The organism is Pseudomonas oryzagri (assembly GCF_020831405.1).
GTDB lineage: Bacteria > Pseudomonadota > Gammaproteobacteria > Pseudomonadales > Pseudomonadaceae > Geopseudomonas > Geopseudomonas oryzagri.
Genome location: NZ_JAJHPU010000019.1, coordinates 1 through 12,768, shown reverse-complemented (window position 1 = coordinate 12,768; position 12,768 = coordinate 1). Strand labels below are relative to the sequence as shown.

Here is a 12,768-nt window from a genome sequence, read left to right as displayed (position 1 = left end):
TTCTCCCTTTCGATGCGTCGGGCTCCGCAGGCCTGCCCCTCAGGGCGCACTGTCCTGGCCATCGGCGGAGGTTTCCACCGGCCATGGGAGCGGCTGCTCCCGAATCCGCCTGGAAAAGTCCGCTGCCTGGTCCGCTGCCTGGGCACGGGCGTTGACGTGCACGCGCTGCTGCAACTCGGCGAATGGCAGGCCATGATCGGCCAGGCGCTCCTGCTCGTAGAGGTACTCCGGCAGGAAACCACTGGCCAGGATCTTCCAGTTGAAGGGCAGGTGGTTGGGGTTGACCTGGGCATTCATCCAGATGGTGGTGGTGCAGTTGGTGGTCAGGGTGTTGTAGAACTCGGCGCGCTCGCGCAGCGCGTTGATGTTGTGCAGGTACTCGAGGAACAGGCGCCGGCCGTTCTCGATATCCCCCTGGAGGCGGTAGACATAGACGTCCTCCGGCGGGTCGCGGCGATAGTTGGTGCGCAGGCGGATCACGTCGCGCTCGTCGGCCACCACGTAGTAGAGCTCGTACTCGCGGAAGAAGCCCTTGAGGGTGGAGTAGGCCTCGCCCTTTTCCTTGCGCGTCTCGATGGACACGGCCAGGTGGTCGCCGCCACCGAAGTCGAAGCTCAGGAAGATGTGGGCGATGGCCGGGCCCATCCAGTACACGGCGATCAGGTCGACGCCCTGCAGCTTGCGCAGGTCGAAGGTCTTGTCGTACCAAGCCGGGGTGTAGTCGGTTTCGCTGCGGTACTCGAAGTTGCGGATGTTGTGCAGCGTGACCATGTCGCCTTCGATGGTCGCGTAGGGCAGCACCGCCACATCCTCTTGCCAGACGCGGTCGTTGGACGGCGTGATGCCACTCCACCAGACCAGCATGACGACGAACAGGGCGAGGTAGCCGCCCAGCACCCGCCAGCGCCAAGCCGGCAGGGCGAGGGCGATCAGGGTGATCAGCGAGGCGAGGACAAAGCCGATGGCCAAGGCATTGCGCAGCGTCGCGTCCTGTGGTCCCCGATAGAGGAGGACCAGCCCTCCCCAGCCGCCGGCGACGACTATCGCGATGCCCAGCAGCACGAGTAAGGCGAGAGCTGCGCAGCCGAGAGCCCTGTTCCTCATCTGTCCTCCGCCGGGATGCTGGTCCTTTTATCCGCACTCTAGGCTCTGCGGCGTTGCAGTCTGGTTATCCAAGGCGTTCCTCGCACGGCACATGCGGCCCCCTCGACCACAACCCGATGGGAGCCGCGCGTTCGTACAATGCCGGTTGGAAACAAGCAGATAACTGCTTATGAGTTTGGTCGCTTTGCGCGAACTGTCCAATTTCTGCTGCGCCAGCCGTTGAGTCCGTCCGGACGCGGATGGGTGGCTTGCCGCCTGATTGAGCCGGCCCTGTCGGGGGCACGCACGGGGCCAGTGTCGCTGCGATTGCCCCGCTCGTGCCCTGCGGACCAAACTTGGCACATATCTCCTCGCGGCCCTGCCGCTCCCCAGCCTGGAATACCCATGCCCCTGATCGCCACCCTGACCCTGAATCCGGCCATGGACCTCTCGACCAGCACCGCGCGGGTCGCGCCGACCAGCAAGCTGCGCTGCGACCTGCCGCGCTACGATCCCGGTGGCGGCGGCATCAACGTGGCGCGGGTGGTCGCCAGCCTCGGCGGCCAGGCGGTCGCGGTGTACCCGGCCGGCGGGCCGTTCGGCGACATGCTGGAGCGCATGCTGGATGAGCTGGATCTGCCGCAGCGGCGGGTGCCGATCGCGGGCGAGACCCGCGAGAGCTTTACCGTCGACGAGGGCGACAGCGGTTTGCAGTACCGCTTCGTGCTCCCCGGTCCGACCCTGTCGGCAGCCGAGCAGCGCGCCTGTCTGGAGGCCATCGCCAGCCTGCAGCCACTGCCTGGCTATCTGGTGCTGAGCGGCAGCTTTCCGCCCGGAGTGGAGCTGGGCTTCTACGACGAGGTGGTCGCGCTGGCGCGGCGCATCGACGCCCGCCTGGTGCTGGACTGCTCGGGCGAGGCTTTGCGCTATGCGGTGGCCGGGGGCGGCATCCACCTGCTCAAGCCGAGCCTCAGCGAGCTGGCCAGTATCGCCGGGCACGCCCTCGACAGCGAGGCGGAGCAGGAGGCGGCGGTGCGGGAGCTGGTTGGCCGGGGGGCGGCCGAGATCGTCGTGCTGTCCCTGGGAGGCCGAGGCGCGTTGCTCGCCAGCCAGGACGATGTGGAGCGCTTCGGCGCCTGCGAGGTGCCGGTGCGCAGCGCGGTGGGCGCCGGCGACAGCATGGTCGGCGCCATCGTGCTCGCCCTGGCCAATGGCCGCGACCTGCGCAGCGCGGTGCGCTATGGCATCGCCGCCGGTTGCGCGACCATCATGCGCCCGGGCACCGAGCTGTGCCGCCGCGAGGACGTGGAGCGGTTGTTCGGCGAGTCCTGAGCGAGCGGCGTGCTCCGGCAGTCGACTACAGGTTGCCGAACGGCGCCAGCCGGGACAGCCATTTCTCGTAGCGGGCGAAGGCGGCGTGTCCGCAGCACAGCGATGGCACGACCAGCAGCGCGGCGAACGCCAGGCCGACGATGGCGCCGATGACCGATCCGAACCAGGCCATGGCCAGGCCGAAAATGGCGAACAGGCTGCCGACCAGCGTGTAGCCCTTGCGGGCGGCGGCCTGGTCGGGATGGCGGTCGAACATGGGAATCCTTCCCCTGCGTTTGGGCGCCGCTCGGCGCCGTTTTCAGATATTGGCCAAGCCGGCTTCCAGGCTGGCGAAGTCGGGTCGTTCCAGCACGTTGTCGCCCAGGCACCGGTCGCGCCACTGGGCCAGGCGTTGCTGGCGCTGCGGCTGGTCGTCCGCCGCACAGCGCTCCAGCAGCTCCTCCAGCAGGTAGCCGAAGGCGCGTGCCTCGATGCGCTGCAGGGCTCCGGCTTCCCGCGGCAGGAAGGAGGCGGCGCCGAAGTCGCCGAGCAGGCAGTCGCCGTGGCCGTTCGCCAGCAGGTTGTGGGCGTACAGATCGCCATGCAGGATGCCGCGCCCGTGCAGGTGCGCCACCGCCGAAGCCACGCCGCGGGACATGCGCAGTGCCTCATCGAAGGCGAAACGGTGCTCCGGCGCGTAGCAGTCGCGGGTGCAGCTGGCCAGCGACGGCGGGCCGGCCAGCGGGCGAAAGCTCGGATCGATCAGCTCCATCAGCAGGCCGGGCGCGCCGTCGGCCCGTTCGGCCAACTGGCCGGCGACGCGGATCAGGTTGGGATGGTCGCCGGCGGCGATGCAGGCGGCCATCTCGCTGCGCGGCAGGCCGTCGCTGGTCACCTCGCCCTTGAACAGCTTGGCGGCCATCGCCTGGGCGGGTTGCCCGGCCCGCTGCCAGTCGGCACGGTGGATGACGCCGGAGGCGCCCTGGCCCAGGACTGTGCCGAGTTGAATCTGCTCGCGGGGAATCGGCGGCAGCGGATTGTGGCGCAGCGCCTGCGCCTCGCCGGCGTCGCTGCACGGATTGCCGGCGAAGGCCAGCCAGGCCAGGCGCGGCAGTTCCAGCAGCCAGCCGGGCAGGGCGTCCAGCCGGTTGGCGGCGATGCGCAACAGCTCCAGCCGGCCAAGGTCGGCCATGCTCGCCGGCAGCGCGCGCAGCTGGTTGCCGGCCAGCGCCAGCTTCTGCAGGCCGGCACAGCCGCCCAGCTCGTCGGGCAGGCTATCCAGCTGGTTGCCGGTGAGGATCAGCCAGCGCAGCCGTGGCGGCAGGGCGCTGGCCGGCAGCTGGCGGATCCGGCAGGACTTGAAGCCGATCATCTCCAGCTGCGGACATTCGCCGAGCATTTCCGGCAGGACTGTGAAGTCGTTGTCCGAGCAGAACAGGATGCGCAGCTTGTGCAGCCGCGACAGGTCCGCCGGCAGCGCCTTCAGGCGATTGCCGGTGAGGTTGAGCACTTCCAGGCTATCGGCGAGGGCGAAGATCTCGCGCGGGAATTCCGTCAGGCCGGCGCTCAGGTCGAGGCGGCTGACGCCGGCCAGCTCGCCGCGGCGCAGTTGTTCGAGGGTATGCATGGATCAGAAGGTCTTCGGACGGGGCGGATCAGTCGGCATCGCCCGCCTTGAGGCCCTGCCGGCGCGCGGCGAGGCGAACGAGCAGGCCCTGGGTGATCGGGATGATGACGAACACCATGCCGACGATCATCTGCGGCACGATGATCGCCGCCACCTGCCATTCCGGCCGGCCGGTGATGACCGGATGCCAGAGGTGCAGGAGCAGGGTGATCAGCGCCCAGGCGGGGATCAGGATGGCGGCGGCCAGTTTGGCGCGGGCGAGGAAGATGCGCATGCTCAGATCGCCCGGTCGAAGTAGGTGGCGGTCGCGGTCAGGCGGGAGACTGCCTCGATATAGGCGCGCACGGCCGGCGGGAAGGCCAGGTCCTTGACCATGCTCAGGTTGCGTAGACCTGGATAGAGCAGCACGTCGTCCCAGCCCAGGGTGTCGCCGTGGGCGCTCGGCGGGTCGAGCGGCGGCAGGCTGGCCAGCATCGCCTCGACCGTCGCCTTGTGTTCGGCGGTTTCCGCCAGGGCCTGGGCGAACGGGCGCTGGATGATCTGTTCCTTCTTTACCTGGAAGTAGTCGCGCGCCGCCTGGGTGGCGAACTCGGGCAGATCGAGGGCGATGTCGCGGGGGAACAGCAGGCACCAGATCGCCAGGCGCACCTGGTTGATGTGCTCCTGGATCGGCAGGTAGTCGCCGTGTGGGCGGATCGGCCGCGCCGCGTCGCCCAGCTCGTCCAGCTTGCGGGCGATGTCCAGGCTTTCGCCCATCGCGCGACCGTCGTCGAACTGCAGGATCGGCACCTGCTTGGCACCGATCAGCGCGAAGCAGCTCGCCTCGTCGTCGTTGAGCAGGTAGACCTGCTCGACCGGCACCCGCTTGTAGTGGGCGACCATCTCGGCGCGCACGCAGAACGGACAGTGATCGTACAGATAGAGCTTCATGGCGTCTCCGCGAGCCGGGGCAGGCCGTCGAGTGTAGCGGGGCGGGCCCGGGCGGTCACCCGGGCCGCTCTGCAGCGGGGTTATGGGCGAATCACGGGCGTTCGGCGTACTGCGGCAGGTCGTCGTGGATTTCGCACCACTCGGCCTTGGAGCCGACGAAGATGTGCGCGGTCGGCTTGCCCTCGATCGGCGTGTCCAGCGTGCCGATGCGCAGGCGCAGCAGCTCCGGCATGGCCGGACGGCGACTGTACAACGGCGAGCCGCACTTGCCGCAGAACACCCGGAACACGTTCGGCGAGGACTCGTGCTCGGCGAGCGCCTCCTGGCCCGTGACGAGGTGGAATTCGCTGGTGTTCACCGAGGCGTTGGTGGCGAACGCCGAGCCGTTGGCCTTGCGGCAGCGCGAGCAGTGGCACATGACGATGGGGCCGAGTTCGCCGTGGATTTCGTACTGAACCGCATTGCACAGGCAACTGCCTTTGAGCATGACGCTCTCCTTGTGTCTTGGGATGGGCTGCGCGGCATCGCCGCGGTGCGCAGCTTAACGCGCGAGATGCTGGCGGGGGAAACGCCGAGGGGCGATCAGCCCGGGCTGAGCTGGACCAGGCTGTCGCCCAGGCAGTGGCGGTTGCTGCCGCCGCGCTTGGCCGCGTACATGGCCAGGTCGGCGATGTGGATGAGCCTGTCCATGCTCTGTGCGTGGTCCGGGTAGATGGCGATGCCCAGGCTGGCGCCGATCGAATGCGCCATGCCGTCGATCACCATGGGCGGCGCCAGCGCGGCGAGCAGCTTGTCGGCGAGGCGCTGGGCCTCGTCGGCGAGGTTGGCGCGTGGCGACAGTTCTTCGAGTATCACCACGAATTCGTCGCCACCGATGCGCGCCACGGTGTCGGTGAGGCGCAGGGCATCCTGCAAACGCGAGCCGACGGTGACCAGCAGGCTGTCGCCGGCGGCATGGCCGTGCTGGTCGTTGATCGCCTTGAAGCCGTCGAGGTCGATGAATGCCAGCATCAGGCGCTGGTCGTGGCGGCGTGCGCGTTCGATGGCCGCCGCCAGGCGGTCCTCGAACAGCAGGCGGTTGGGCAGCCCGGTCAGCGGGTCGTGGTGGGCGCGCTGGCTCAGCTCGCTGGCCCAGGCCTTTTCCTCGGTGATGTCGCGGACGATGCCCATCATGCGCAGCGGTGCGCCCTGCGCGTCGGTGACCACGTTGCCGGTCTCGCGCAGCCAGCGCACGGTGCCGTCGGCCCACACCACCCGGTACTCCTCGTCGTGATTCTGCCCGGTGGCGATGCAGCGCAGCTCGCCGGCGCGCACCCGCGCCTGGTCGTCCGGATGCACGTGCTCGCAGAAGCGCTGGTAGCTGGGCGTCACCTCGCCGACCTGATAGCCGAACATGCCGTAGATGGCGTCCGACCAGTACAGCTCCTCGGTGTCGATGTGCCAGTCCCAGGTGCCGATCCTGGCGAAGTACTGGCTGCGCATGAAACGTTCGGCGTCGTCGCTCTGCGCCGCGAGGCTGGCGCGGATAAGGAGCAGGCTCTCGCCGCCGGTGCGGGACGCCAGGTGGGTCACCTCGACGGCGTGCTCGCTGCCGTCACGGCGGCGCAGTACGGTGAATTGCCGTTCGCGATGCTGCGCCTGCGGCAGCCAGTCGGCGAGCGGGGAGCCGACCGCATCGCCGCCGCACAGCCGCGTGGCGGCGGCGTTGTGCTGGACGATGGTGCCCCCGGCGTCGGCCACGAAGACGGCGTCGCTCAGCGTCTCCAACAGCCGCAGGTGCAGTTCGAGACGGGCCCGTTCCGCGCGCCGGCGGCAGAGCAGCACGGCCAGCGCCGCGAGCAGGCCCGCGAGGATGGCGGTGGTCAGAAGCACCATGGGCGTCGAAAACGGCACGGGCATGAGCGGCAGACTCGCGTGGCGCAGTGGCTCGGTCAGGTTGGCGGGGGCTGCATAGCGTTGCAGCAGTCGCCTGCGGATGACAAGGGTAGCGCCGGCTCAGCCCGCCGCGCGTCGTGCTGGATCGCGGGGCGATGCGTTGGCGGACCGCCTCACGAAATCTTCACGTGCTGCCGCGTAACCTGCACGAACTGAGAGTTTCCCCCCTTTGCCCCGCCGAGTGCGGGGCTTTTTGTTTGCGCGCAACGGAGACGGCAGGCCTTGGGGGTGCCCATTGTTACCCATCGCGTAACAAACCATCTCCGTAATCGGCATTTTTCGCAGGCCGTCCCGCCGGTAACTTATCCATCAAGGCCAGCGAGGCCTGCTGAGAGACTTACAGACCATTACCGGGCCGCCCTTAGGCTGGTAATGGTCTTTTTTTTGCGCGCGTTTCGGGGCAATGCGTGAGGAAGGCGTTGCGGGCAGGAATTCCGTATTTGCGGCGGTTGTGGCAGCCATTGTGGTGGCCGCAAGGCGTCGCGGCCGCTGTGGGCGGACAAGCCGCCAGGTCCGCGCAGATTACCGGGATGGCGAAGAGGGCGCTTCTACCAGGTCGAGATCCTTGCCCATCCGCGCATTGGCCAGCACGACCCCGCGCACCATCGGCAGTTGCCGCTGTAGCACCCGAAAGCCGTGGTGCAGGAAGAAGGTCTCCGCGCACAGGCTGACGTCGGCGCTCAGTCGGGCGATGCCGAGGCGGCGTGCGCGCCGCTCCAGGTAGGCCAGCATGGCCCGGCCGACGCCGCGCCGGGCAGCGTGGCTGGCAACGAAGAACTGGTCGATATGACCATCGGGCTGCAGGTCGGCGTAGCCGAGCAGGACGCCTGCCTCATCCTCGGCGACGAAAGGCCGATTGCCACGGATGCGCGCGCACCAGGCCTGCGGGTCGAAGTCCGCCGGGGCCCAGGCCTCCAGCTGGTTCGCCGTGTAATGGGCATTGGCCAGCCGATGCACCGAATCATGGAACAGGGCGCGCAGTTGCAGTTCTTCGCCGGGACGGTAGAGGCGGATCAGCACGGTAAGCTCCACAACGCTTCGATCAAGATCGTCCGCCGCCCGGGTTCGCTGCCGCGCGGCCGAGGGGGCTGGCAGCGTGCGGCGTTCAGCGCCTGCCCACCGTCATGGCGATCAGGCGCGATACCACCAGGGCGAGGTACATCACCCCGGCGAACTCCTCGAGCATCACCAACGCGCGGGCCATCGGCGTCAACGGCACGATGTCGCCCAGTCCCACCCCGGAGAGGATGGTGAAGCTCAGGAACAGCAACTCCATCCAGGTCCGCGCAGCCTGCGGTTCGATCTGCGCGCCGAAGCTGCCGGGAATCAGCAGCTGGCAGACCGTGTACAGGTAGGCGAAGGCCCAGGCCAGCAGGGTGAAGGTCGCGCCGACCGCATAGATCTCGTCGGTGGTGGCGCGCTCGTCGGCGTTCATGTAGCTGATGAGACTGGCCGCTGCGTACAGGTAGAAGGCGGCCTCCAGCGTGGCGGTCAGCCATTTCAGCAGCGTGCCGGGCAGCAGCGCATCGACCAACGTGAGCACCAGCACCAGGAAGGCCAGCAACCCGGCAATCCAGGTGTGCGCCGGACTGCGCTTGACCACGTGCAACGCCAGCACCAGCACCAGCAAGCCGAAGGCGCCGAACAGCGCCCGGCCGGTCTGGGTGTCCTCCATCCACGGATACAGCAACAGCCCCAACAACTGGACCAGCAACAGTCCGGCCGAGGGATAGCGAATGAGGTAGACGATGGGGGACATGTTTTCCTCTCTCGGCTGGCTGGTCGAGCCAGCCGGCCTCTTCGTCGAAATGGTCGCTATCCAGTTTGGTAGCCGATCAGGCGCGAAGTCACGCCAAGCGCAGGAGCGCTTCGATGAATCGTTCAGAGGGAGGAAGGGACATCCATGTCTCCCAATGCGCAGTGGGCAAGATCGCTCTTGCCCACCTTTCACTCATCGGTTGCCGATCAGGCGTCGTAACCCAGGTTCGGCGCCAGCCAGCGTTCGGTCACGGCCAGCTCCTGATTCTTGCGCTGGTTGTAGCTTTCCACCTGATCCTTGTCGACCTTGCCGACGGCGAAGTACTGCGCCTGCGGGTGGGCGAAGTACCAGCCGCTGACGGCGGCGGCGGGGAACATGGCGTAGTGCTCGGTGAGAAACACGCCGCTGCGGCCCGGCTTGCCGCTCTGGGACTCGGGGTCGAGCAGGGCGAACAGGGTGCCCTTCTCGGTGTGGTCCGGGCAGGCCGGGTAGCCGGGCGCCGGGCGGATGCCCTTGTACTGCTCCTTGATCAGTTCCTCGTTGGAAAGCTGCTCGTCCTTGGCGTAGCCCCAATAGTCCTTACGCACGCGCTCGTGCAGCCACTCGGCGCAGGCCTCGGCGAGGCGGTCGGCCAGCGCCTTGACCATGATTGAGTTGTAGTCGTCGCCCTTGGCCTCGTAGGCCTTGGCCAGCTCCTCGGCGCCGATGCCGGCGGTGACGATAAAGCCGCCCACGTAGTCGGTCACGCCCGAGTCCTTCGGCGCGACGAAGTCGGCCAGCGACAGGTTGGGCTTGCCGTCCGGCTTGACGGTCTGCTGACGGAGGTGGTGCAGGGTGGCCAGCGTCTCGCCGTTCGCGCCGTAGACTTCCAGATCGTCGTCCTGCACCTGGTTGGCCGGCCAGAAGCCGAACACGGCCTTGGCCTTGATCAGCTTCTCGTCGATCAGTTTCTTCAGCATCGCCTGGGCGTCGTTGTACAGGCTGGTGGCCGCTTCGCCGACCACCTCGTCGCTGAGGATGCGCGGGAACTTGCCGGCCAGGTCCCAGGAGATGAAGAACGGCGTCCAGTCGATGTACTCGGCCAGGGTGGCCAGGTCGATGTCGTCCAGCTCCTTGACGCCGGTGAAGGAGGGCACCGGGGCCTGGTAGCCGGCCCAGTCGAATTGCGGCTTGTTGGCCAGCGCCTGCTCGTAGCTCAGGCGTTCGGTACGCGAGCTGCGCGCGGCGGTGCGCTCGCGCACTTCAGCGTACTCGGTCTTCAGCTTGGCCACGTAGTCGGGCTTGAGCTCCTTCGACAGCAGGGTGGTGGCCACGCCGACGGCGCGCGAGGCATCGGTGACGTAGACCACCGCGTCGTTGCTGTACTGCGGTTCGATCTTCACCGCGGTGTGCGCCTTGGAGGTGGTGGCGCCGCCGATCAGCAGCGGCAGCGAGAAGCCCTGGCGCTGCATTTCCTTGGCGACGTGGACCATCTCGTCCAGCGACGGGGTGATCAGCCCGGACAGGCCGATGATGTCGCACTTCTCCTCGCGGGCGACCTGGAGGATCTTCTCCGCCGGCACCATCACGCCGAGATCGACGATGTCGTAGCCGTTGCAGCCGAGCACCACGCCGACGATGTTCTTGCCGATGTCGTGGACGTCGCCCTTGACTGTGGCCATGAGGATCTTGCCCTTGGCTTCCGGCTTGTCGCCCTTTTCCGCCTCGATGAAGGGGATCAGGTGGGCCACCGCCTGCTTCATCACGCGGGCGGATTTCACCACCTGGGGCAGGAACATCTTGCCGGCGCCGAACAGGTCGCCGACCACGTTCATGCCGGCCATCAGCGGGCCTTCGATGACCTCGATGGGCCGCGCGCACTGCTGGCGGCACTCCTCGGTGTCCTCGACGATGAAGGCGGTGATGCCCTTGACCAGCGCGTGCTCGAGGCGCTTGGCGACTGGCAGGCTGCGCCATTCCTCGGTTTCGGCTTCCTTGACGCTGCCGTCGCCCTTGTACTGATCGGCGATGGCCAGCAGCGCCTCGGTGCTGCCTTCGTGGCGGTTGAGCACCACGTCCTCGACCTTCTCGCGCAGCTCCTTGGGGATCTCGTCGTAGATCTCCAGCTGGCCGGCGTTGACGATGCCCATGGTCAGGCCGTTCTGGATGGCGTGGTAGAGGAATACCGAGTGGATCGCCTCGCGCACCGGGTTGTTGCCGCGGAACGAGAAGGACACGTTGGACACGCCGCCGCTCGACAGCGCGTAGGGCAGCTGGTCGCGGATATAGGCGCAGGCCTCGATGAAGTCGACCGCGTAGTTGTTGTGCTCCTCGATGCCGGTGGCCACGGCGAAGATGTTCGGGTCGAAGATGATGTCTTCCGGCGGGAAGCCCACTTCGTTGACCAGGATGTCGTAGCTGCGCTGGCAGATTTCCTTCTTGCGCGCGGCGGTGTCGGCCTGGCCGGCTTCGTCGAAGGCCATCACCACCACGGCGGCGCCGTAGCGCTTGCACAGGCGGGCGTGGTGCTTGAAGGCCTCGACGCCTTCCTTCATGGAGATCGAGTTGACGATGCCCTTGCCCTGGATGCACTTGAGGCCGGCCTCGATCACGTCCCACTTGGATGAGTCGATCATGATCGGCACGCGCGAGATGTCCGGCTCGCCGGCGATCAGATTGAGGAAGGTGACCATGGCCGCCTTCGAATCCAGCATGCCCTCGTCCATGTTGATGTCGATCACCTGGGCGCCGGCTTCCACCTGCTGCAGGGCGACTTCGAGGGCCTCGGTGTAGTTCTCCTCGCGGATCAGGCGGGCGAACTTGGCGCTGCCGGTGATGTTGGTGCGCTCGCCGACGTTCACGAACAGCGAGTTGCGGTCGATGGTGAACGGTTCGAGGCCGGACAGGCGGCAGGCCTTGGGGATGTCCGGGATGACGCGCGGCGGGTACTTGGCCACCGCCTCGGCGATGGCCTGGATGTGCGGCGGGGTGGTGCCGCAGCAGCCGCCGATGATGTTCAGGAAGCCCGACGCGGCGAACTCCTCGACCACCGCGGCCATCTGCGCCGGGGTTTCGTCGTATTCGCCGAAGGCGTTGGGCAGGCCGGCGTTGGGGTGGGCGGACACATGGGTGTCGGCCTTGTTGGCCAGCTCTTCCAGGTACGGGCGCAAGTCCTTGGCGCCGAGGGCGCAGTTGAGGCCCACGGAAATGGGGTTGGCGTGGCGCACCGAGTTCCAGAACGCCTCGGTGGTCTGCCCCGACAGGGTGCGGCCGGAGGCGTCGGTGATGGTGCCGGAGATCATGATCGGAAGCGTTACGCCGTCCTCCTCGAACACCTGCTGCACGGCGAAGATCGCCGCCTTGGCGTTCAGGGTGTCGAAGATGGTCTCGATCAGGATCAGGTCCGCGCCGCCCTCGATCAGGCCGCGGGTGGCTTCGGTGTAGTTCTCCACCAGTTCGTCGAAGGTGACGTTGCGGTAGCCGGGGTTGTTGACGTCCGGGGAGATCGAGCAGGTGCGGCTGGTCGGGCCGACCACGCCGGCGACGAAGCGCGGCTTGGCCGGGTTCTCGGCGGTCTTGGCGTCGGCCACCTGGCGGGCCAGGCGCGCGCCGGCCACGTTGATCTCGTAGACCAGCTTCTCCATGCCGTAGTCGGCCATCGAGATGCGCGTGGCGTTGAAGGTGTTGGTCTCCAGGATGTCGGCGCCGGCGTCCAGGTAGGCGCGCTCGATCTCGGCGATGACCTGCGGCTGGGTCAGCAGCAGCAGGTCATTGTTGCCCTTGACGTCCTGCGGCCAGTCGGCGAAGCGCTCGCCGCGGTAGTCGGACTCCTCCAGCTTGTAGCTCTGGATCATGGTGCCCATGCCGCCGTCGAGGATCAGGATGCGTTCCTTGAGGGCTTGCTGGAGGGCCTGGAGGCGGGCGGCGCGGTCGGTCATGGGGACTACCTGGGAAGGCTGGATCGTAAAGACGGGAATGATAACAAAGCTGCATGGTTCTGGAGCGGGGAGGGGATGGGCATGAATTCCGCTCATGTTGATGGGGCGCTAGCTCCACGCTTTTGATGGCTCCCACGCTCCGCGCTCGGCGTTATACATAAGTCGCGTGAACTCGAGAGGTAGTAATGAGCTGGGCGACAGAAGAG

Annotated in this window: 11 protein-coding genes; 1 reads left to right on the top strand and 10 read right to left on the bottom strand. The window is 67.4% G+C overall.

Features of this window, described 5'->3' with window-relative positions; translation table 11 throughout:
- Positions 1–39 precede the first annotated feature (39 nt).
- Positions 40–1,104 (bottom strand): Lnb N-terminal periplasmic domain-containing protein, encoded by a 1,065-nt coding sequence (locus tag LMJ29_RS07930; RefSeq protein WP_229604982.1) that lies wholly within the window; start codon positions 1,102–1,104, stop codon positions 40–42.
- A gap of 384 nt (positions 1,105–1,488) precedes the next feature.
- Here LMJ29_RS07930 and LMJ29_RS07925 point away from each other — a divergent pair, with 384 nt between their 5' ends.
- Positions 1,489–2,415, top strand: coding sequence for a 1-phosphofructokinase family hexose kinase (locus LMJ29_RS07925; RefSeq protein ID WP_229604981.1), 927 nt, complete (start codon positions 1,489–1,491; stop codon positions 2,413–2,415).
- Positions 2,416–2,440: 25 nt separating this feature from the next.
- Here LMJ29_RS07925 and LMJ29_RS07920 read toward each other — a convergent pair whose 3' ends face one another.
- The 9 genes from LMJ29_RS07920 to metH form a co-directional block, all read right to left on the bottom strand.
- On the bottom strand, positions 2,441–2,671 hold the full coding sequence (locus LMJ29_RS07920; protein WP_229604980.1) for a hypothetical protein: 231 nt from the start codon (positions 2,669–2,671) through the stop codon (positions 2,441–2,443).
- 42 nt (positions 2,672–2,713) lie between these two features.
- Positions 2,714–4,021, bottom strand: coding sequence for a leucine-rich repeat-containing protein kinase family protein (locus LMJ29_RS07915; protein WP_229604979.1), 1,308 nt, complete (start codon positions 4,019–4,021; stop codon positions 2,714–2,716).
- Between the two features lie 28 nt (positions 4,022–4,049).
- On the bottom strand, positions 4,050–4,295 hold the full coding sequence (locus LMJ29_RS07910) for a hypothetical protein (protein WP_229604978.1): 246 nt from the start codon (positions 4,293–4,295) through the stop codon (positions 4,050–4,052).
- A gap of 2 nt (positions 4,296–4,297) precedes the next feature.
- On the bottom strand, positions 4,298–4,951 hold the full coding sequence (gene grxB / locus LMJ29_RS07905; protein WP_229604977.1) for a glutaredoxin 2: 654 nt from the start codon (positions 4,949–4,951) through the stop codon (positions 4,298–4,300).
- Positions 4,952–5,042: 91 nt separating this feature from the next.
- The gene (locus tag LMJ29_RS07900; RefSeq protein ID WP_229604976.1) at positions 5,043–5,438 is read right to left on the bottom strand and encodes a GFA family protein; all 396 of its coding nucleotides are present in this window, start codon (positions 5,436–5,438) and stop codon (positions 5,043–5,045) included.
- A 95-nt stretch (positions 5,439–5,533) separates the two neighbouring features.
- Positions 5,534–6,850 (bottom strand): diguanylate cyclase domain-containing protein, encoded by a 1,317-nt coding sequence (locus LMJ29_RS07895; protein ID WP_229604975.1) that lies wholly within the window; start codon positions 6,848–6,850, stop codon positions 5,534–5,536.
- Between the two features lie 558 nt (positions 6,851–7,408).
- Positions 7,409–7,906, bottom strand: coding sequence for a GNAT family N-acetyltransferase (locus tag LMJ29_RS07890; protein WP_229604974.1), 498 nt, complete (start codon positions 7,904–7,906; stop codon positions 7,409–7,411).
- Between the two features lie 85 nt (positions 7,907–7,991).
- Positions 7,992–8,645, bottom strand: a complete 654-nt coding sequence (locus LMJ29_RS07885; protein ID WP_229604973.1) for an ion channel — start codon at positions 8,643–8,645, stop codon at positions 7,992–7,994.
- Between the two features lie 206 nt (positions 8,646–8,851).
- Positions 8,852–12,562, bottom strand: a complete 3,711-nt coding sequence (gene metH / locus LMJ29_RS07880) for a methionine synthase (RefSeq protein WP_229604972.1) — start codon at positions 12,560–12,562, stop codon at positions 8,852–8,854.
- Positions 12,563–12,768: the final 206 nt, after the last annotated feature.